Origin of the sequence: Commensalibacter sp. M0133, from assembly GCF_016101485.1 — a bacterium.
Taxonomy (GTDB): Bacteria; Pseudomonadota; Alphaproteobacteria; order Acetobacterales; family Acetobacteraceae; genus Commensalibacter; species Commensalibacter melissae.
Window position 1 is genome coordinate 507,048 of sequence record NZ_JACFQI010000001.1, and the last position, 21,186, is coordinate 528,233.

24 protein-coding genes are annotated in these 21,186 nt (G+C 38.1%); 15 read left to right on the top strand and 9 right to left on the bottom strand.

Going from position 1 to position 21,186, the window contains the following annotated elements:
• The first annotated feature begins 1 nt into the window (after position 1).
• Together purE and H3T46_RS02285 are read left to right on the top strand one after the other, a co-directional pair.
• Positions 2–511 (top strand): 5-(carboxyamino)imidazole ribonucleotide mutase, encoded by a 510-nt coding sequence (purE, locus tag H3T46_RS02280; protein WP_198197299.1) that lies wholly within the window; start codon positions 2–4, stop codon positions 509–511.
• A 26-nt stretch (positions 512–537) separates the two neighbouring features.
• Positions 538–1,665 carry a 5-(carboxyamino)imidazole ribonucleotide synthase gene (locus H3T46_RS02285; protein ID WP_198197300.1) on the top strand — a complete coding sequence of 376 codons (1,128 nt, stop codon included), beginning with the start codon at positions 538–540 and terminating at the stop codon, positions 1,663–1,665.
• Here H3T46_RS02285 and H3T46_RS02290 read toward each other — a convergent pair.
• A complete protein-coding gene (locus H3T46_RS02290; protein ID WP_232350049.1) occupies positions 1,628–2,302 on the bottom strand; it encodes a RadC family protein in 675 nt (224 codons plus the stop codon). The two genes, H3T46_RS02285 and H3T46_RS02290, sit on opposite strands and share 38 nt — an antisense overlap.
• 131 nt (positions 2,303–2,433) lie before the next feature.
• On the opposite strand from H3T46_RS02290, the gene argH reads away from it, so the two are divergent.
• Both argH and H3T46_RS02300 read left to right on the top strand, forming a co-directional pair.
• Complete coding sequence (gene argH / locus H3T46_RS02295; protein WP_232349950.1) at positions 2,434–3,834, top strand: argininosuccinate lyase; 1,401 nt, start codon at positions 2,434–2,436, stop codon at positions 3,832–3,834.
• Positions 3,831–3,980 (top strand): hypothetical protein, encoded by a 150-nt coding sequence (locus H3T46_RS02300; protein ID WP_196424512.1) that lies wholly within the window; start codon positions 3,831–3,833, stop codon positions 3,978–3,980. The genes argH and H3T46_RS02300 overlap by 4 nt, the downstream gene beginning before the upstream one ends.
• Before the next feature lie 4 nt (positions 3,981–3,984).
• Here the strand turns inward: H3T46_RS02300 and H3T46_RS02305 are convergent, their stop codons facing one another.
• Positions 3,985–4,737: a serine protease gene (locus H3T46_RS02305; RefSeq protein ID WP_198197302.1), complete on the bottom strand. Its 753-nt coding sequence runs from the start codon at positions 4,735–4,737 to the stop codon at positions 3,985–3,987.
• A 132-nt stretch (positions 4,738–4,869) separates the two neighbouring features.
• On the opposite strand from H3T46_RS02305, the gene lysA reads away from it, so the two are divergent.
• Complete coding sequence (gene lysA / locus H3T46_RS02310) at positions 4,870–6,195, top strand: diaminopimelate decarboxylase (protein WP_198197303.1); 1,326 nt, start codon at positions 4,870–4,872, stop codon at positions 6,193–6,195.
• 176 nt (positions 6,196–6,371) lie between these two features.
• Here the strand turns inward: lysA and H3T46_RS02315 are convergent, their stop codons facing one another.
• The gene (locus H3T46_RS02315) at positions 6,372–7,055 is read right to left on the bottom strand and encodes a Fe2+-dependent dioxygenase (protein WP_198197304.1); all 684 of its coding nucleotides are present in this window, start codon (positions 7,053–7,055) and stop codon (positions 6,372–6,374) included.
• Between the two features lie 26 nt (positions 7,056–7,081).
• The gene (locus tag H3T46_RS02320) at positions 7,082–9,382 is read right to left on the bottom strand and encodes a TonB-dependent siderophore receptor (RefSeq protein ID WP_230873062.1); all 2,301 of its coding nucleotides are present in this window, start codon (positions 9,380–9,382) and stop codon (positions 7,082–7,084) included.
• A gap of 282 nt (positions 9,383–9,664) precedes the next feature.
• Between H3T46_RS02320 and H3T46_RS02325 the strand changes: the two genes are divergently transcribed.
• From H3T46_RS02325 to hpf, 7 genes are all read left to right on the top strand, one after another.
• Positions 9,665–10,081: an EVE domain-containing protein gene (locus H3T46_RS02325; protein ID WP_155566905.1), complete on the top strand. Its 417-nt coding sequence runs from the start codon at positions 9,665–9,667 to the stop codon at positions 10,079–10,081.
• A 47-nt stretch (positions 10,082–10,128) separates the two neighbouring features.
• A complete protein-coding gene (locus H3T46_RS02330; RefSeq protein ID WP_155566906.1) occupies positions 10,129–10,791 on the top strand; it encodes a ribonuclease D in 663 nt (220 codons plus the stop codon).
• A gap of 88 nt (positions 10,792–10,879) precedes the next feature.
• Complete coding sequence (locus H3T46_RS02335; protein ID WP_198197305.1) at positions 10,880–11,872, top strand: SIS domain-containing protein; 993 nt, start codon at positions 10,880–10,882, stop codon at positions 11,870–11,872.
• Positions 11,869–12,642, top strand: a complete 774-nt coding sequence (gene lptC, locus H3T46_RS02340) for an LPS export ABC transporter periplasmic protein LptC (RefSeq protein ID WP_230881068.1) — start codon at positions 11,869–11,871, stop codon at positions 12,640–12,642. Before H3T46_RS02335 ends, lptC begins: the two co-directional genes overlap by 4 nt.
• 5 nt (positions 12,643–12,647) lie before the next feature.
• The gene (locus H3T46_RS02345; protein WP_198197306.1) at positions 12,648–13,610 is read left to right on the top strand and encodes an LptA/OstA family protein; all 963 of its coding nucleotides are present in this window, start codon (positions 12,648–12,650) and stop codon (positions 13,608–13,610) included.
• A gap of 32 nt (positions 13,611–13,642) precedes the next feature.
• Positions 13,643–14,422, top strand: a complete 780-nt coding sequence (gene lptB, locus H3T46_RS02350; protein ID WP_122123696.1) for an LPS export ABC transporter ATP-binding protein — start codon at positions 13,643–13,645, stop codon at positions 14,420–14,422.
• A 143-nt stretch (positions 14,423–14,565) separates the two neighbouring features.
• Positions 14,566–15,141: a ribosome hibernation-promoting factor, HPF/YfiA family gene (gene hpf / locus H3T46_RS02355; protein WP_198197307.1), complete on the top strand. Its 576-nt coding sequence runs from the start codon at positions 14,566–14,568 to the stop codon at positions 15,139–15,141.
• A gap of 58 nt (positions 15,142–15,199) precedes the next feature.
• Here the strand turns inward: hpf and H3T46_RS02360 are convergent, their stop codons facing one another.
• Together H3T46_RS02360 and H3T46_RS02365 are read right to left on the bottom strand one after the other, a co-directional pair.
• Positions 15,200–15,466: a DUF1150 family protein gene (locus tag H3T46_RS02360; protein WP_110438132.1), complete on the bottom strand. Its 267-nt coding sequence runs from the start codon at positions 15,464–15,466 to the stop codon at positions 15,200–15,202.
• 62 nt (positions 15,467–15,528) lie between these two features.
• The gene (locus H3T46_RS02365; protein WP_122123698.1) at positions 15,529–16,047 is read right to left on the bottom strand and encodes an Hsp20 family protein; all 519 of its coding nucleotides are present in this window, start codon (positions 16,045–16,047) and stop codon (positions 15,529–15,531) included.
• Between the two features lie 212 nt (positions 16,048–16,259).
• On the opposite strand from H3T46_RS02365, the gene def reads away from it, so the two are divergent.
• The 3 genes from def to truA are packed head-to-tail and all read left to right on the top strand — an operon-like array spanning position 16,260 to position 18,514.
• Complete coding sequence (gene def, locus H3T46_RS02370) at positions 16,260–16,784, top strand: peptide deformylase (protein WP_198197308.1); 525 nt, start codon at positions 16,260–16,262, stop codon at positions 16,782–16,784.
• A 21-nt stretch (positions 16,785–16,805) separates the two neighbouring features.
• Positions 16,806–17,735 (top strand): methionyl-tRNA formyltransferase, encoded by a 930-nt coding sequence (gene fmt, locus H3T46_RS02375; RefSeq protein WP_155569339.1) that lies wholly within the window; start codon positions 16,806–16,808, stop codon positions 17,733–17,735.
• Positions 17,735–18,514 carry a tRNA pseudouridine(38-40) synthase TruA gene (gene truA, locus H3T46_RS02380; protein WP_198197309.1) on the top strand — a complete coding sequence of 260 codons (780 nt, stop codon included), beginning with the start codon at positions 17,735–17,737 and terminating at the stop codon, positions 18,512–18,514. The genes fmt and truA overlap by 1 nt, the downstream gene beginning before the upstream one ends.
• Here truA and H3T46_RS02385 read toward each other — a convergent pair.
• Genes H3T46_RS02385 through dapD form a run of 3 tightly spaced genes read right to left on the bottom strand, consistent with a single transcriptional unit; the run spans position 18,508 to position 21,162 of the window.
• A complete protein-coding gene (locus tag H3T46_RS02385; RefSeq protein WP_155569341.1) occupies positions 18,508–19,155 on the bottom strand; it encodes a hypothetical protein in 648 nt (215 codons plus the stop codon). The two genes, truA and H3T46_RS02385, sit on opposite strands and share 7 nt — an antisense overlap.
• Positions 19,152–20,285 (bottom strand): succinyl-diaminopimelate desuccinylase, encoded by a 1,134-nt coding sequence (dapE, locus tag H3T46_RS02390; RefSeq protein ID WP_155569342.1) that lies wholly within the window; start codon positions 20,283–20,285, stop codon positions 19,152–19,154. Before dapE ends, H3T46_RS02385 begins: the two co-directional genes overlap by 4 nt.
• Before the next feature lie 28 nt (positions 20,286–20,313).
• Positions 20,314–21,162: a 2,3,4,5-tetrahydropyridine-2,6-dicarboxylate N-succinyltransferase gene (dapD, locus tag H3T46_RS02395; protein ID WP_122123702.1), complete on the bottom strand. Its 849-nt coding sequence runs from the start codon at positions 21,160–21,162 to the stop codon at positions 20,314–20,316.
• Positions 21,163–21,186 lie beyond the last annotated feature (24 nt).

Sequence of the window (21,186 nt, forward strand, 5' to 3'; positions counted from 1 at the left end):
TATGCCATTATCCCATCCCTCTTCATCAAATATCTCCCTTGCTGTTGGTGTTATTATGGGCAGCCAGTCGGACTGGGATATTATGAGTCACAGTGCTGATATATTAAAAAAACTTGATATATCACATGAAGTAAAAATTGTATCGGCTCATCGCACACCCGATCGATTAAGGGAATATGCAACATCCGCTGTTGAACGGGGAATCAGGGTTATTATTGCAGGCGCAGGTGGCGCTGCACATCTTCCCGGTATGGTTGCCGCCTGGACACATTTGCCAGTTCTTGGTGTACCAATGCAAACCCATGCCCTAAACGGCAAGGACAGTTTGTTATCAATTGTGCAAATGCCTGCAGGTATTCCGGTTGGCACCCTGGCCATCGGAAAAGCTGGGGCCATTAATGCGGCACTTTTGGCAATATCTATCCTATCCATCGCTGATCAGTCAATCGCCCAACGCTTAGTTTTCTGGCGCAAAGCACAAACAGATTCTGTCGCCATTTCTCCACTTTAATTATACATTATTAATAAGAGGAACTTATGCTCTTACCTAATTCAACCATAGGAATCGTTGGAGGCGGACAATTAGGCAGAATGTCTGCTGTAGCGGCGGCACGTCTTGGATTTAGAACACATATTTTATCTGACATTATGGATGCCCCTGCCGCTCAAGTGGCTTCTGGCATTACGGTTGGATCTTATCATGATCAATCAATTTTAAAACAATTTGCAAAACAGGTTGATGTAATAACATTTGAATTTGAAAATATAAATATAAAAGGAATAGAATATCTTGCCACTGTACGACCTGTTCATCCTTCCAGCAATGTCTTAAAAATCAGCCAAGACAGGTTTCTTGAAAAAGACTTTTTAAATCAACATGATATTCCAACCACTCAATGGATTTCTATTTTTCAGTTAGAAGATGGCATAAATGCGGCAGAAAAACTGGGATTTCCTTTTATCCTTAAAACCACTAGATTGGGATATGATGGTAAAGGTCAGGCCGTTATCCGTACCGACGAAGAATTCAAAAAATCCTTTAAAAATTTGAATCCTCATCCTCTAATTGCTGAAAAAAAAGTAAACTTTTATAAAGAAATTAGCGTGATGGTTGTTCAGAATGAACATGATGAATTACAAACATTCGATGTTACTGAAAACCGACATAAAAATGGAATTCTTGACCTCAGTATCGCACCAGCCCGAATTACCTCAGCATTGCAAAATAAAGCCAAAGAGATCGCAGTTAAGATAGCTCAGGCTCTCAAACTTGTTGGTATCTTGGGAGTTGAAATGTTCATTGATGATCAGGATAATATTCTTGTCAATGAAATAGCACCCCGTCCTCACAATTCAGGACATTGGACAATGAATGCCTGTCCCTTTGACCAATTTGAAATGCATATTCGTGCTGTCGCAAATCTTCCCTTACCGCCTATAGCTCGACATTCGGATACCATCATGAAAAATCTTATAGGCCCCCAAACACTGGAATATTGGCCAAAAATTTTAGAAAATGATCGAATGATAGGACATTTATACGGAAAAAAGGAAGCAAAACCGGGTCGAAAAATGGGACATGTCAATATAAATTTTCCATATAATGGTTTACCCGGAGAATTCGGAATTAAAGCGGCATTATCATTTCTTTGTTCTGGGGATTAAGCAATCCACTTTCCACAAAAGAAAAATAGATACCATTCCCGATTATTATATGATCGGCGATATCAATATTAACTGCTTCCAAGGCTTCAACTAATATATATGTTAACTTTTTATCCGCTTCCGAAGGTAACGCTATTCCACTGGGATGATTATGTACCAGAATCAAGGATTCAACATCGAATTTAAGAGCACATTTCGCTATTTCACGGATATGGATGGATGTGGTACTCACGGTTCCTGAAGCTTGATGACTGATTGAAATGATATGGGCATTCCTATCGAGAAGAATAATATAGAAATGTTCAATCGTTTCTCTTGATAAGAAAGCAATTAGATAATCGGTTAAATATTTTTTAAACTGTAGAATGTTTTTATTATAAATTTCTGATTTCAAAATACGTATGCTTGCTGCATAAATAAGGGAAATAAACGCTATATCCTTTTCAGATAAATTGAATTCCTCAATTAACTGATTTTTGTCATAGGTAAAAAGATGCGGAAAAGATCCAAGTTTTGTTAGAACATTTTCTTGCCAATTTTCATTATGTTGTTCAAATTTTATCCATTGGGATAACAAAGTTAAATATTGTGAATCAGACTTTATATTATCTTGTTTTTCTTTCATAAAACTGTGCATTTTCATATTGAAAACATCCTCAATTCTCAAAATATTGATTCTTTATGTTCGAATAGGATAAGTTCTTCATTAATACAGTTCAAATATTAATTACGTAAGATTAAATACCAACAAATTAGGAGATTGAATTCTTGAACCAAAAAACTGCCAACAAACAGTGGGGAGGACGTTTCACCTCTGGACCTTCAGCCATTATGGAGCAAATAAATGCCTCTATCGGCTTTGATAAAAACTTATGGAAACAGGATATACAAGGGTCAATAGCTCATGCAGAAATGCTGGCCAAACAGAAAATAATTTCCGAAACGGATAAAAACAGTATTCATCAAGGCCTTAGGGAAATTGAGCGAGAAATTCAATCTGGTCAATTCGAATTTAGCAGAGCCCTTGAGGATATTCATATGAATATCGAAGTCCGTTTGGCAGAACGTATCGGTGAGGCGGGAAAAAGGCTTCACACAGCACGTTCAAGAAATGACCAAGTTGCGACAGATTTTCGTTTATGGATCAGACAAAATATCGATGAATTAATTCTAATGATAAATCATCTGATGCTGACCCTTGCTTCCCGAGCTCTGGAATATGCGGAAACAGCTATGCCCGGTTTCACTCATTTGCAATCTGCCCAACCGGTAACGTTCGGTCATCATTTACTGGCTTATACAGAAATGTTGAATCGGGATCGGGGACGATTGATAGATACACGCAAACGACTAAATGAAAATCCCTTGGGTGCGGCGGCTTTAGCTGGCACCTCATTCCCAATTGACCGCCAATTGACTTCTAAATTATTGAGATTTGACCGTCCCATGGCAAATTCACTTGACGCGGTCTCTGATCGTGATTTTGCCCTGGAATATCTTTCCGCTCTTTCCATCATGTCGATTCATCTTTCACGCATGGCGGAAGAAATTGTAATTTGGTGTTCACCTCCTTTTTCTTTTATCCAGCTTTCAGATGCCTATACTACAGGTTCATCCATCATGCCACAAAAACGAAATCCAGATGCTGCCGAACTGGTTCGGGCCAAAGTTGGACGAATTTCAGGGGCACTTACAGGACTTTTAACCGTTATGAAAGGTCTTCCTCTCGCATATGCTAAAGATATGCAAGAAGACAAGGAACAGGTTTTTGCTGCAACCGAAACTATTATTCTGTGTTTAGCCGCTTGCTCAGGAATGATTGCAGATTTAAAGGCCAATCAAGACAATATGGCCTATTGGGCGGGGTCCGGTTTCTCTACAGCCACAGATCTCGCAGACTGGCTGGTTAAAGAATTAAAATTACCCTTCAGAACAGCTCATCATGTTACAGGAAAAATTGTCAGCTATGCCGAAACACATAATCTTGCTCTTGAGAATGTGCCCTTACAAAAAATGCAGGAAATCGAACCTTTGATTAACAATGATATATATTCAGTTTTAGGAGTTCAGTCCTCACTTGCCTCTCGAACCAGTGAAGGTGGCACCGCTCCCAAAAATGTAAGAAAATCTGCAAAAATATGGATCGATAAATTAAAGGATATATCATGAAACGTTTTTTTTCTCTTTTTTTCGCTCTTGGTAGTCTTGCAATCCTCACAATCACCCTGTCTGGATGTGGCAAAAAAGCATCTCCTAAACCGGTTGGTCCCCCCGAAAAAGTAATTTATCCCCGAGCCTATCCACCTCAAGACTAATCCATTAATCCCTGGGTGGGGTGGTGAGCAACACGGCCATACCACCAGGGCGGTCTGAATAAGCGGCAATCTGAATGGCCGTTATAACCCATTCCTTATTTTTATTTACTGTAAACAAAGGGGCACCACTACTTCCATATGTGGCTTGACAGTCATGCGCAAGAATAGTTTTACCCCCATTATTTTTTAATATATCGGTTACATGACATTCTTGATCAGCATATAAAACTTCCTGACGGTCCTGATCATAACCAGCCAGATATATATTCATACCGATATAAGGTTGATCTTTATTAAAACCGAAAAAATCCTCTTGATTTGTTTTTTTATCATTAAGCACAAGATAAGCCCAGTCATGGTGAATATTGTCCAATGTGGCTTTTTCCGAACCCTCTCTCTTATAATTTTCTGATTTAATAATATTAAGGACATTATAAGCTGATCGGTAAGTTTGTCGCTGGTATCCCAGAAGAAAATGAACAGAATGTGGATTGACAAAATGATTGGTTTTTCTAATCCATAAACAATGAGCTGCAGTTATCACCAATCTTGAACTGACAAGAAATCCCGTACAATGCGTACCAAGCTCTGTTTGTACACGTCCCAAAATTTGCCAAGGTTTCTCTGCAGCATTTACCAATTGTCGATGATTGTTTTTTTGACTAATACCTGGCAAATCTTTTGCGGGAACAGAATAGGATAAGGTTGAAATCAATATAAATATCGTACATGCAAATATTCTGATAAAAATATTCAATTTTCCATCCCTTATCGCTATTTATTTTTTCCTTAATAAAGAATAATAATATTATTCTATCCTACTGTTTTTTTATAGATTGTTATAAAATTAGTATAATATTATTTTTTCCGACTAAAGGCTTTTTGATTAATGTCATCTTCTAAAACCGAACCTGAAACAAATTATCAAACCCTTTTACAAACGCATCCAGACTTTATTATTGATGAAAAGAAAGGACTCTGTTTTGGTAAAGTTTCACTTCAATCTCTTACTGATCATTATGGTAGTCCGGTATGGGTAATCAATGCAGATATATTAACATCACGTTTTCAAAAACTTTCTAAAGCATTTCTGCAAAACAAAATGGACATTTCTATTCATTATGCTGTGAAAGCAAATGATCATCTGGCCATACTTGATCTTTTGGCAAAAGAAGGAGCGGGAGTTGACATTGTCAGTCTGGGTGAATTAAAGAGAGCACTAAAAGTCAATATCAACCCACGAAAAATTTGTTTTTCAGGAGTAGGAAAAACAGAGGAAGAATTAAAAGCCGCCATTCAATTAGAAATAGGCCAAATCAATGTTGAGAGCCGTGAAGAGCTTCATCTTATTTCTAAAATAGCAATGGATACAGGAAAAAAAGCCGCAATTTGTTTAAGAATCAATCCTGATGTCGATGCCAGAACGCATCATAAAATTACTACAGGTTTGGCGGAAAACAAATTTGGTATCGCTTATGAGCAAGCTCTTCAGGTTTACAAAGAAGCAAGCCAACTGAATAATATTCTCCCATTGGGATTTGATGTCCATATTGGTAGTCAGATTTCATCTGTAGAGCCCTATAAAAAAGCTTTTTTAAAAATGGCGAAACTTGTTAAACAAGCACGTAAAGAAAGATTAGAAGTCTCTGTTCTAGACTGTGGAGGTGGTTTTGGCATTTCTTACTATGACGAAAAAGAGTCCGACCCATATGCTCTAGCTAATTTAATGCAAGAAATTTTCTCTTCCCTTAATATCCGTATTTGCATTGAACCTGGCCGCTGGCTGGTTGGTCCGGCAGGCATCCTGATCAGCAAAGTAGTCAGAAGAAAAAACAATGGACCAGATGCATCCCCTTTCATTATTCTTGATGCTGCCATGAACGACCTTTTGCGTCCAGCAATGTACGATGCGTGGCACGGTATCTTACCTATACAGGCTGAAATATATAAGCGTCCCTTGGAAAAACAGAATATTGACGGTCCAATATGCGAATCCAGTGATATTTTTGCTCGCCAACGATTACTTCCCCAATTAAGGGAAAATGATGAAATTGCCATTCTGGATGCCGGTGCCTATGGACATGTCATGAGTTCCTCTTATAATGCCCGTCCCCAAGCTTTACAATTGATGATCAAGGATAAAAGATTATTTGTTATCAAACCACGACAAACATTTGAATCCTTATGGAATAATGAAACTATACCCAACGGATAATTGATTTATATTATACCGAACAAGTAAGCACAGTCATTATGGCATTCAGATTGGTTTTCTTTTATTTATAAAGGTCAATAAATAAAAATATATTTAATAAATATGTTTTTATTTCATTAGGTTTGAATCAAAAAAAGCACTTTATTTTTTAGTGCTTTTTTAAAAATTATTTCAATCTATAGCTCACACCATAATCGCATCAAATTATGATAAACATTTGTCAACTCTAAAATCTGAGGATCATTATCATCCATTCTGGTTCTTAACTTAATAATCGACATATCCAGATCAAATAAAACCCGCCTCTTGTCAGAATCTCGAATCATTGACTGGGTCCAGAAAAAAGATGCCCAACGACTGCCACGCGTTATTTTACTGACAGAATGCAAGCTGTAGGTTGGGTAAACAATCATGTCGCCAGCAGGAAGCTTGATTGATTGCTCACCACTTGGATCATGCATGATCAGCTCTCCACCATCATAATCCTCAGGATTATTTAAAAACAAAGTCGAGGATACATCCGTTCTGATACGCATATTGGCTTCATGAATTGGACGTAACGCATTATCCACATGATCGGGAAACTCCATGCCTTCATCATAACGGTTGAATAAAGGCGGGCAAACCCGATAAGGAACAACTGCTGAATTGAAAATCGGATTACGTCCCAGAGCTTTCAATATAATTTCTCCCAATTCTTTACTTTCGGATGATTTCTGGTCAATTTGTATATTACGCTTGACCTGGGCAGATTGTTCACCTGCTGTTACCTTACCATCTACAAAAGGTGCCCGTCTATAAACAGACTGAACGTAAGCCAACTCTTCTTTATTTAAAACTTGAGGAATATGAATGATCATCAAACTAACCTAATTATATTTTGAAGTTATTCTAACATGTTCAAACTGAACATGAATGCTCTACCATTAGATGGTGTCACACGATTACTGAATAAAGAGTCATAGTTCAAACGGTTGGTCAGATTGTAAATATTGAACGACACTTTCCAATGATCGTCGAATTTATGAGAAAGCATGGCATCAATCGTTACATTTGATGGTACTTTTGCATTGTTTCTGTTATTCAAATAAACTGGTCCACGCCATGTTACACCTCCACCAATCAACAGGTTGTATGGTGTATTGGGCATTATATTATACGTTGTCCATAAATTTCCCTGATGAGAGGGAACATAGAACATGCGATTTCCCTTGACATTAGGCGTTAAAGAACCTGTAACTTTGCTATGATATGCAGCAAAGGCACCATAAACGCTCCAATTATTCGTGATATTACCGGATATACCCAATTCAATTCCCTGATTGTAACCTTTGTCACCCGTACTTGTCACCGCTCCTGACAATGGATCACTAACCATCTGGTTGCTTTTTTCAAGATGGAACAAAGATGCTGTCAGTCCCAGTCGCTGATTCAAAAGGCTCCATTTTCCACCCAGTTCATATAAATGGCTTTTTTCCGGTTTCATTCCGTTTTGACCATCCTTCATCGGTGCATACGAATTCGTCAAATACATACCCAATGGCGTTGTAGAGGATGACCATGTGAAATAGTAGGCCTGATTTTCATCAGGATTGAAGAGCAAACTTACTGTCGGATTGAACACATTATCGTTCGTCGACATACGGTGCGTTGTAAATGATTTGCCCCCTTGGGTATTATAAAACGCTTCCCAGTTGTCATAACGGAAACCACCCTTAATTGACCAGGCTTTGGTGAACCATATCTGGTCATACAAGAAAACACCAACATCACGGGAATGCCCATATCTACGGGATGGATCCCCTACTTTACTGTTGGGATCACCAGGCATGATATGTATTGGATAATCAATCGCATCCGTTGGATGAACAAGATTGTTGTTTGGCAGGGATGCGGAAAATTGCCCGTAATGACGGCTTTCATGAGCATAGGCAATGTCAACACCAGCCGTTAATTGATGTTTGATAAAACTTGTATTGAAATTGGCAATTGTTGATAAAACGTTTTGGAACGACCAAGTGCTCTGTTCATATGGACTTGGACCTGCCGTTTGAATAATAGCGTCCTGAGGACGACCATCAAAATATGGGTCACTACAATTTGCTGGCGTACATTTAGGTCGTGTAACAGAAAACTGACGTTGATAATTACCATATCGAGTATCGTTATGGATAACAATATCAGGAGTGATGTTATAGGTTAAACGTCCCGTAACCTGGTTATCCTGGGTTTGGTCCTTATCCATTTTGTTACCATACCAATTTCCCCTTCTTATTCCATATTCGGTCGCAGGTCTACCAATTGTATGACCAGGTTTTGTAATTACAGGAACACCATAATCGGGAATGCGATCATCCTGTTGATGTACAAATTGCAAAACATAACTTAAATCTGTTCCCAGACCAAAAGCTATGGATGGCGCCAGACCCCAACGATGGGAATATAAATTATCTCTTCCCACAACATTATTGCTGTTGGCCATACCTTCCATACGAACAGCAATATTATCATTAATCTGCTTGTTCAAATCAAAAGTGCCACGGTAATAATCCCCGTTTCCACCAGTAAATTCCGCTTTATATTGATCTTTCAAAATTGGTTTTTTTGTTACAACATTAATGGCACCACCCGTAGTTCCATTCCCAAATACAGATGAAGATGGACCCTTAATAACCACAACATTTTCATAATTGAAACTGTCACGGCTATAGACACCGAAATCTCTCAGGCCATCTTCATAAATATCATTCTGGGCCTGAAAACCGCGGATGAGAAACTGATTTCCGGACATACCGCCACGTCCTTCCCCAACGGAAGAGGTTACCCCCGGTACATTTTTTAATGCTTCATCAAGAGATTTGACATTTTGCTCTTCCATAATTTTGGCCGGAACAAGATTGATATTCTGAGGGGTATGCATGATATCCTGTGGCATCAAACTGACACCTGTATTCTGCGTCAGAATATTATCATTCTTTTTTCCACGAACAAGAATATGCTCATTCGTTGTTGACTGGTTATCTGTTGTTTGATCTTTTGTTATTTGTTGATTTACTTTATTTGCTGATGATGCAACAGCATTGTTCGATTTTTCTGCATTTGCAGATTTGGTGATGGCGGTATTCCCTAATAATCCGACCATTACTGCCAATGATACAGGTTGAAGCGTCCTTTTTATTCCTGACAATTTAAAAATCCATCCAATAAAATACTGATAATGATAATTAATAACATGAGATATTGAGAATCATTATCAGTATACAGATATAATTGCAACTGGCGGAAATCAAATAAATCATGATGGTTTGCAAATGAATAAATGGACATCAAAAATTGTAAAATTGTTTTTTACATATTTTTAAAGAGTTATAATAAATTTCATCCGTTTGAGATTGACTGAATTTTAATTCAAATTTTCAAAATATGTGATAATAATACAATAGGTATAAAAAATAAATGTTTTATAAATATGACAAATTATTGGTTAATTAAATCGGAACCTTCTGCTTTTTCATGGCAGGAACAATTGAGAAACAAAATCGAACCCTGGACAGGGGTGAGAAATCATCAGGCAAAAAAAAATCTACAATTAATGAAAAAAAATGATCTAGCTTTTTTCTACCATTCCAATGAAGGTAAGGAAATTGTTGGTATTGTCAGAATTGATAAAGAGGCCTATCCCGATCCGACCGATACAGAACATAAATGGTTTTGTGTTGATGTAGAGACAATATGTTCGGTACCTGTACCCATTACCCTAAAAAAAATCAAATCCATTCCTGAACTAGAAGATATAGCACTTATTAAACAATCCAGATTATCAGTAATGCCAATCAGTTCAAAACATTGGCAGATTTTATGTGATCTTGGAAATGTGAAATTATAAGTAAATTCATTTTCCTTGCTAAAATTTAATAAACACTTGGACAAATTATGAAAAACAACAATAAACAAATTCCCGATCATATTCATCTTTACCAGCATGACATACCTTCCGGGCTAGATCTTGGAAAAATAGTCGCAATTGACACTGAGACCATGGGATTAAATCATGATCGAGACCGACTTTGTTTGATTCAGTTAAGCAAAGGGGATGGACAGGTTCATATTGTCCAGTTTGTACCCGAACGGCTTGGTGGTAAAGGGTTCAATTCCTGCCCCAATCTAAAAAAATTACTTACTGATCCCTCCATTGCAAAATTAATGCACTTTGCCCGATTTGATGTCGGGATATTACAAAAAACCTTTCAAATAAGTATGAAATCCGTAATTTGTACAAAAATTGCAGCTAAATTGGTCAGAACCTTTACGGATAAACACGGACTGGCTGTTCTATGCAGAGAATTACTTGATATTGAATTAAGTAAACAGCAACAAACTTCAGATTGGGGTTCACCAACCCTGAGCATTGAACAATTGACCTATGCAGCTGCAGATGTTCTTTATCTTCATCAATTGTGGGAAATCTTGAAAGTTTTATTAATCAGGGAAAATCGTTTGGAAATTGCAGAAGCCTGTTTTTCATTTTTACCAACAAGAGCCACCCTGGATCAGCTCGGATATCTAGATCCTGATATATTCGATCATCGCGGTTAAGAATTTAACAGTTTCATTTCATTTTGAAACTCTATATATATTATTATATCTGTTTTAATAATAATTAAATTTAATCAAGTGCATTGAAATGACCAAAATTGCCTCATCAGAGATTGATACAGCTCTTGAAGCTCTATCTATAGAATCTAATGGCATCCTGGATTTGATTAATGCACTTCGAGACAAAACCGAACTTACTCAATCTTTCTTGGAAACCGCCAATCTCATATCTGAAATTAATGGTCGGGTGGTATTAACCGGAATTGGCAAATCTGGGCATATTGCAAAAAAAATTCAATCAACACTGGCCTCCACTGGTACACCATCTCTCTTTGTTCATCCTTCTGAGGCCTCTCATGGAGATCTGGGAATGATTCAAAAAGATGACATCATTCTGGCTGTATCCGCTTCTGGTGAAACCCAGGAATTATTCAATATAATTATTCATGCAAAACGATTCAGCATCCCATTGATTAGCATAACAACCAATCCACAATCGACCTTAGCTAAAAATTCCAGCATAATTCTCTCACTTCCCCATTCAAGGGAGGCATGCCCACTGGGTTTGGCACCAACGACCAGCACGTTAATGCAACTGGCAATAGGAGATGCCTTGGCAATAACATTATTGAAAATGAGGCACTTCACCGCATCAGATTTCGGTATTTATCATCCCGGTGGTAGATTGGGCAGCAGACTTAAGATTGTTGAAGATTTAATGCACACAGACAAGGATATCCCCTTGGGGCATTCAAGGATGCCTATCACCGATGCAATCATGGAAATGACTCAAAAAGCCCTGGGTTGCATTGGTATTATTTCTGAAAATGGGAGGCTGATCGGGCTGATAACAGATGGCGATCTAAGGCGAGCATTCAACAAGGATATAAGAATATTGACAACTCAAGAAATCATGAATCCCTCGCCTCTTACCATTAAACCCGATATGCTGGCTGCTGAAGCGCTGAAACTCATGAATAATGATAATCATCCCATTACCTGTTTATTTGTCGTGGATTCCAGAAATCATCCAATAGGGGTTTTGCACATTCATGACCTTTTACGAGCGGGCATTGCATGAATATGTCAACAAACAGTCAACCGAATGAAGAATCTAGTTCAAAAAACAAAATTGAAAGAACCGATTTTCAGGACAAGGAGAAATATTTAAGTCATAGATCACAAAATATCATTGAAAGACGGCATATTCCTAAACCCGCAGAAATGGAACGCCGGAACACCATTATGAAGTGGGTTAAATGGGGCCTACCAATTACAGCCCTTGTTTTGTTAAGTTCCATTGCTGTCTGGCCGGAGATTGATCGGGCTTTGCATACCAACAAGGAAGTGATGAAACAGCTTTCCCGTATCAAGATTGAAAGTGGAACCATGATTGACGCTACTTTTCATGGCTTGGATACACATAATCGACCCTATACCATAACATCTGAAAAAGTTGTTCAGAAATCTAACAATAGCAATCTTATCCATCTAGGCAATCCAAAAGCTGATATTTTATTGCAGGACAATGTTTGGATGATGGTCACGGCGGACAAGGGAAATTATACACAGCATGAACAGGATTTAGGATTGATTAAACATGTTGTTTTATACCGAAATGATGGAGTTTTCATGTATAGCGATATGGCAGACGTTGCTTTAAAGTCCTCTGTTGTGACTGGCAACAACTGGATTCATGCTGAAGGACCCTTTGGCATCTTGGATGCCCAAACCTATTTCCTTGACTTGCATACCGGAATTGCCCAATTTAAGGGACCAGGCCGATTGGTCTTGAATGATGATAAAAAAAATAATTCCTCCAATCCTACTCAAGCTAAATCATCGGAATAAAATTGATGAATAAACGCAATTTATTACCTTTTGCCATTTCAAGTATCTTTTATAGTTTTTTCAACATCCATACTGTCCATGGTCAAAGTATAGATCTATCACATGGTGGACAGATTACGGTTACAGCTCTTGGAGGATTTGACTGGGATCAAAACGCCAAAAAAGTGACCGCCTATAATCAAGCCAAGGCAGTTCGTGAAAATGTAACGGTCACAGCAGACAGACTTATCGCCTATTATCGAAAAAAAGCTGGCGATACAGAACCAAAGTCCTCCCAAAACCCCAATCCTCAACAAAAAAGCGGTGATATAACTCAAAGCGATTCAGGTTCAAATGAAATATATCGTCTGTACGCTTATGGTCATGTTCATATTTATACGAATACCGATCAGGCCTGGGGAGATAAAGCAGTTTATGATATTGATCAGGCAACCCTGGTTTTAACGGGTAAACATATGAAATTAACCACCCCTCAAAATGTCATGACCGCAAAAGATGCCATGGAATATCACTCCCAAACCAGAATGTCAGTTGGTCGGGGTGATGCAACCGTAATTAATATCAAGGATGGTCGACAAATCAATGCGGATGTACTGGTTGGCTATAGCAGCCCTGATGATCAAAAAAAACCTGAACAAAAAAATAACGTGACTGACAATAAAAAATCTGATGACCTTACCAAATCCGGAAAGTTGGAAAAAGTCAACGCTTTTGGTAACGTTGTCGTGCGAACCCAATCTGAAACTGTTCGTGGTGACCGCGGTGTTTATGTTCCCAATACAGGAATCGCCCGCATCGTGGGCAATGTTCATATCACAAGAGGCCAAAACCAGCTAAATGGTCATGCTGCCATTATCAACATGCATACCGGTATTGCTCACATGACAGAAATGCCTGGTCAAAGAGTTCAGGGACTGGTCGTTCCAAACCAAGCAAATCAAAATAATCAACCAAGCGATAAAAAATAGTTTTTAATTTTTATAAGTGAGTTTCAAATTCCATGCCTGAAACCGAATCTGCTTCCAATAATACATCATCAACCAAAAATTTACCTGATAATGAAGGGCTATTTGCAGACAACATAGGAAAAACCTATAAAAAACGACAGGTTGTCAAAAACGTGTCATTACGCGTTCATCGAGGAGAAGCTGTCGGTCTTTTGGGCCCAAATGGTGCTGGCAAGACTACAAGTTTTTATATGATTGTTGGGTTAGTTCAGCCAGATACAGGATCAATTCGCCTTGATAACACAGATATTACCAAATTGCCAATGTATCGGCGAGCAAGACTTGGCATTGGTTATCTGCCTCAAGAGGCAAGTATATTTAGAGGGTTAAATGTAGAACAAAATATTATGGCAGTTCTGGAAGTTGTTGAATCCAATGCCGATAAAAGACATGAAACGCTTGATGGATTATTGGCAGAATTCGGAATTTCACATTTACGACATTCCCCCTCCCTTTCCCTATCTGGTGGAGAAAGACGCCGTTTGGAAATCGCCCGAGCGCTTGCCAGCGATCCGAATTACATTCTTCTGGATGAGCCTTTAGCTGGAATTGATCCAATTGCTGTCGGAGAAATTCGTGATCTTGTTTCCCATCTCAAGGATCGTGAAATTGGTGTGTTAATTACGGATCATAATGTAAGAGAAACCCTGGAAATTATTGATAGGGCATATATCATGAACAGTGGCCAGCTTCTTATGGAAGGACGTCCTGAAGAAGTGGTCGCTCATGAAGATGTACGTAGAGTTTATTTGGGGGAAAAATTCACATTATAATTCACCTTAACGGTTAAAAGTTAACTATAGATCTTACCGTTAACCAAAATGATAGAACAATTACCACCCACGCGTTGATAAAGCTTTAATTTTGAAAAATTAGATACTAGAATAGTAAGGAATATAACTAAGGGAGAACCGTAATGGATATTTCCATCTTTGGTAATAAAATTGATATTCCTGATTGGTTTAGAAACAAGATTAATCAAAATCTTCAAGAAATCACGCAAAAATATTTTAAAAATATCGTTGATTGTTCAGTAACATTTAACAAATCCCCATCCGATTATCGTTGTCAGATACATATCCATGCTTCTCGATCCCTTTCATTACGTGGAGAGGCAAATGCAGATAATGTACAAGAATCATTTAATATTGCCCTTGAACATTTACATAACAGACTGAAAAAATATAAGGGAAGGTTGATTACAAAAAGAGATCATGCCCCTCCCGCTCATGAATTATTCGAAGGTAACCAATATATTATTGATAATGATATCCCCTTGGAAACATCGTTGGAATCTCAAAAAGATGCAAAAATCATTGATAAAAAAACGACTCATATAGACACATTATCGCTTCAAGATGCCATCATGGTTCTAGATTTATCAGAAAGACCGGTATTGATGTTTAAAAATCTGGATAATAACCGTATCAATGTCATATATAAGCAAAATGAAGATAGGATAATTCTACTGGATTCAGGAATGATATCTTGAACAAAAAACAGGGAGTTATCCCTGTTTTTTATATTGAATATTATCTTGTTATTATCAATTAATGAACCATGATAGGCATCATTTCCTGCTGCAAGATCGCAGCATATGCTGTCTTGGCATTGTCCGTCACTGCCATAGGTGTCCCATCAGCCGCATGAATGGCAAATGCCTGTTCACCATTGATCGTGATTTCCTTTACGTAAGCCAATTGGGACACACCCAAGGCTTTTAGCTGATTGTCTGTTAAATGACGAACATCAACAACGTCACTACCTTCCTTGGTCGCAATTAATTTAGATTTTTCCTTGATGTCGAAATCCTTCATAATTGATCAAGACCTCCTTTAAAAACAGATGGCAAGATAATCCTGCATCTTTCAATATAATATCATTCTTTTTCTGTAAGTTGCAAACTTCGTATCGCACCAGAGCGATAGGCATCTGATGTGCCAACTTTCTGTGACATAACTTTATTATATGATTTACGCCTTGCATTGGAATTTTGCACTATTTCAATATGGCGAATTCTTGTCTCCGGTTTGGGACGGATAATATCAATATGAAGCAACCCATTATCCAGCCATGCTCGTTCAACCTTGATACCCTCAGCCAAAATAAAAGCTCTTTGAAATTGCCTTGCCGCAATTCCTCGATAAAGAAATACACGCTCTTCATTATCTTCAAGCTGCCTGCCACGAATGACCAGCTGATTATCTTCCTGCGTTATTTGCAAATCTTCCATCATGAAACCAGCTACAGCCAAGGTAATCCGTAAACTGGAAGATCCAATTTGTTCTATATTATAGGGCGGATAACCATCAGAAGTCGATTTTGCCGCTCGTTCTAAAATCTGTTCCAAATGATCAAAGCCCAGGAACATAGGCGATGTAAAAAGCCTTCCTGACATGAAAGCCCCCTCCTTTAATATATTGAAGCGAGACATATAACTAGGCCCAAAATGGCACCTATCTATTTTATTATATGGAATAATCGCCAAGGACTACAAGTATTATATCTTTTAAAATTAGATTTCGCACCATAACAAAATATTGTATTAATATATTAAATCTTTATATAGACAATGATAGAATAATTTAAACTATGGCACAAATTTAGAAAATGAATGACTATATTGAAACAAGACCTGTTTTACTTGCAACCAACCCTTTTTTACGTAAAAAAACCAAAATCGTTGAAAAAGAGGATTTGAAAGACGTAAAAGGACTTTTACCCATGATGTTTGAAACCATGTACAAGGCAGGTGGTATCGGTTTGGCTGCTCCTCAGGTTGGAATTGGGCTGAGATTTTTCGTTATTGATCTCATGCAGAATAATCAGCCAGAAAAAATTGTCATTATAAATCCTGAAATTATTGAGAAATCAGAAGAATTGGAAAGTTATAAAGAAGGTTGCCTGTCTTTTCCAGATCAATATTCCGATGTAATTCGCCCTGAAAAAATTAAAATCAGCTATATGGATATCAATGGAAGTCGCCAAGAAATGGAGGCTGATGGATTGCTTGCACGTTGTATTCAACATGAAACAGATCATCTTGATGGAATATTGTTTGTGGATCATATTTCAAGCCTTAAACGTAACATTATTATGCGTAAAATTATCAAAGAGCAAAAAAGGCACCGCTAATTATATATACGAGAAACTAGGATGCGTATTGTCTTCATGGGAACACCGGATTTTGCTGTTCCCGCTTTACAGGCACTTTATCAAGCCGGACATGAAATTGTTGCCGTATATTGTCAACCTCCCCGCCCTGCTGGCAGGGGGAGGAAAATGACCCTCTGTGCCGTGCAAAATATTGCCGAGCAATTGCATATTCCCGTCTTTTCACCAATCAAATTAAAAAACCAGCCAAGGGAATTTGAACAGTTCGCCTCTTTTAATCCTGATATAGCCATAGTTGCAGCTTACGGACTTATTCTACCTGAGGAAATACTCACACTACCTAAATTAGGCTGTATCAATATCCATGCAAGTCTTCTTCCACGCTGGCGAGGAGCCTCGCCCATTCAGACGGCAATCTGGTCAGGTGATCAAAAATCAGGTGTCAGCATAATGCAGATGGACAAAGGTCTTGACACAGGAGCCGTTTATATTGAAAAGTCTATTCCAATTACAAAAAAAACGACAACTCAAATTCTTCACGATCAACTTGCGCAATTAGGGGGTGAACTCATACTTGAAACCCTTTCAGAATTGACAGAAAATCCAAATTCAAAACCCGCTCCACAATTATCAGGGCTCGCAACCTACGCTAGGCAATTGACAAAAGAGGATGGCAAAATTGATTGGAATCAATCAGCTGAATCTATTGATCGACAAATTCGTGCCTTGACACCCTGGCCTGGGACATTCTGCTTTCTAGAAGGAAAATTACTTAAGATTCTTAAAGCTGAGCTCAGCTCTCAATCAAGCATGGCAGAATCTGGAACAATTATACATCCTGATTTTTATGTGGCATGTGGTGAAAATCAGGTCCTTAAAATTCTGGAATTACAATTGGCTGGAAAGAAAAAAATGCCAATCAATGAATTTCTCAAAGGTTATCATCTCAAATTGAATACAAAACTTGTCTAATGAATTTTACCATACAAAGATGGGCCGTCAAAATCGAATATGATGGTACAGGTCTTGTTGGATGGCAAAGGCAGGATAACGGCCTTTCTGTTCAGCAAATATTAGAAGAGGCTGCCTGCCAACTATGCAACGGTCAGTTTAAAATAGCCAGCATTACCGCCGGTCGGACAGATGCGGGTGTTCATGCCTTGGGACAAGTGGCCCATCTTGATTTTCCGGCACATATACCCTTAACAGCCAAAAAAATTCGCGATGGCTTAAATTACTATATGAAACCTCATGCCGTTACAATCTTGCAATCAGGGCTGGTTGATACAGAGTGGAATGCACGTTTTTCTGCAATAAAACGAAAATATATTTATGTTATCCTCAACCGTCAGAGCCGTCCTGCTTTGGATATTAATCATGTATGGCATGTACGAAAGAAATTAAATGTCGATGCTATGAACGAAGCTGCTCAAACCTTATTGGGAAGCCATGATTTTACATCATTCAGAGCTGCTGCATGTCAGGCAAAGTCACCAATCCGTATTTTGGACAAATTTAACGTTTATCAAATTGATGATAAAATTTATTTTGAAACACAGGCCCGTTCATTTTTACATCATCAAGTACGTAATATGGTAGGAACCCTTAAAATGATTGGAGACGGATATTGGCCAATAAAACAGGCCTATGCAATTTTACAGGGTAGAGATAGAAAATTGGCAGGAATCAAAGCTCCTGCAACAGGTTTGTTCCTCAAGGAAATAACCTATCCAGATGACCCTTTTCAGTGAACAGCTGACAATTCATGTGATAATCTGACAAGTGTATCACTGTTACAAATTGACAAAATAAACAACAATATTACTTCTGAAAAAAACAAACTGATAACAACGATTAGAGATTGTTTATTGTTAATCTGTAATCCCACTTTAATCGTCATCCATGATATCCAGATCATGTAAGCCAGATATAAAATCATTAAAACCGCCATAAAGCCCAATATAATTGATGGCGTAAAACCAGGTAACGATACAATCATCATACCTATAATCAAATCTAAAATTGGCATCCATTGACACCAACAATAACTTGAAACTGTTCTTTTCCAAAATCTTTCCTTATGCCAAAGAACAGAAAAAGAATGAATCAAAACCGGTATAAGTAATACTGTACATAATTTATATAAAAATAATGATATGGTAAAAATAAATAAATATGCTTTTTTTGCCTGAACAACACTTAATATATTAAAACCATCAATGACCACTAATAATGCTATCCACGGTGCCAGAGCACTTAACACTCCATCTGTTGAAGAGGGAAACAAATTTATCCCTTCTTCCTTACCACCACCCAGAGCAAGCATTCCCTTGAAAATATCTTTGAGCTTTGAATCAGAAGATTTTTTTTGATTATTTGAATTAAGTGTCATAGGAAATAATTTTTCAAAAACTGTGTGTAAATTGAACTTAATTTTTTTAAATCTTCAGTAGTTACAGATTCATTCGCTTTATGCATAGTTTGCCCGACAAGACCAAATTCAGCAACATTACAATAATTTGAAATAAACCGAGCATCGGAGGTTCCCCCCCCTGTATCCAGACGTGGTTTGACAGATGATATTTCTTCAATTGCCAAACGAATTGCCTGCACTTCATTTCCTGGTTCAGTCAAAAAAGCCTCACCAGATACAACTATATCTATTTGACAATGTTCTGCAACACGTCTGGCTTGAGTTTCAATCCAGCCTATTAAAGAATTCCCATTATGTAAATGATTAAAACGAATATTTAACCGCGCCGTCGCAGTGGCAGGGATTAAATTTGTCGTTTTATTCCCTACATCAATAGATGTCACTTGAACAGATGAAGGCTGAAACCATTTATTCCCCTTATCCAAAGGTAATGTTGTTAAAGAGGATAATATTTCCATCAATTTATGAATTGGATTATCTGCAAGATGAGGATAGGCGACATGTCCTTGGATACCTTCAACAGTAATAACCGCATTCAAACTACCCCGACGCCCAACTTTAATTACATCACCCAACTCCTGTGCTGATGTTGGTTCACCCACCAGACAAAAATCAGGAATATGTTTTTTTTCCTTCATCCACTCAAGCACTTTAACAGTACCATTAACACCGGGCCCTTCTTCATCTCCAGTAATCAAAAAACTTAATGACCCAGTAAAATTAGCTTGAAGAGATAGAAAATTCTCAACAGCTGTCACAAATGCAGCAATGCCACCTTTCATATCACAGGCACCACGTCCGTAAATGATATTATCTTCAATAACGCCTTGAAAAGGATTATGTTGCCAATGATTATTCCCCGCAGGAACAACATCTGTATGACCAGCAAAACATAAATGTGGCTTTCCTGTCCCGTAACGCGCAAAAAAATTCAAAACGTTGTCATTACCTTCACCATAAGGCAAATCATATATTTCAAAACCGATCTTTTTCAGTCTTGTTTTTAAAATATCCTGCGCTCCAAGATCTTGTGGTGTAACTGACGGACAACGAATCAGATCTTGCAATAGCTTCACGGGATCGTGCATATTAAATGGAACCAATCTTTTTCAGTATTTAACTTCTTAACAGCTCATTGATTGAAGTTTTTGAGCGTGTCCTTTCATCTACACGTTTGATAATAACCGCGCAAGCCAATCCAGGTAAAGTATTGCCGTCTTCACTTACCGCTTTTTTAGGCGGAAGGGTTCCGGGAACAACAACTGAATAAGCTGGTACCCGCCCCATGAACACTTCTCCGGTATTACGATCAATTACTTTCGTTGACGCACCTAAAAATACACCCATTGAAAGGACACTGCCTTTTTCAACAATAACTCCCTCTGCCACTTCACAGCGGGCTCCGATAAAACAATCATCTTCAATAATGACTGGAGCAGCCTGCAGGGGTTCCAATACTCCACCAATACCCACACCACCACTGATATGACAGTTTTTACCGATTTGTGCACAGCTCCCAACCGTTACCCAAGTGTCAATCATGGTTCCACTATCCACATAGGCACCCACATTGACAAAACTTGGCATCAAAACAACATTTGAAGCAATATAGGCTGAACGACGTACAATTGATCCTGGAACAGCACGAAAACCGGCTTTGGCAAAATCGGCATCCCCCCAGTTGTTAAATTTTAATGAAACTTTATCATAAGCGGCAATGCCAATTTCACTTTTCATCGCATGATTATCGTAAAGACGAAAAGACAAAAGTACCGCCTTTTTAATCCATTCATGTATTGTCCATTTTTGATCGGCTTGTGTTGCAACCCGTAACTTGCCAATATCAAGAAGATTTAATACTTGATCGACCGTTTCCCTTGCAACTCCCTGTGTTGTGGGCGATAATTGAGCCCGATTTTCCCATAATTTATCAATTTCATTTTGCAAGGCATCTATATCTGTCATAAATTTTTTCCCTTATCAAATAAT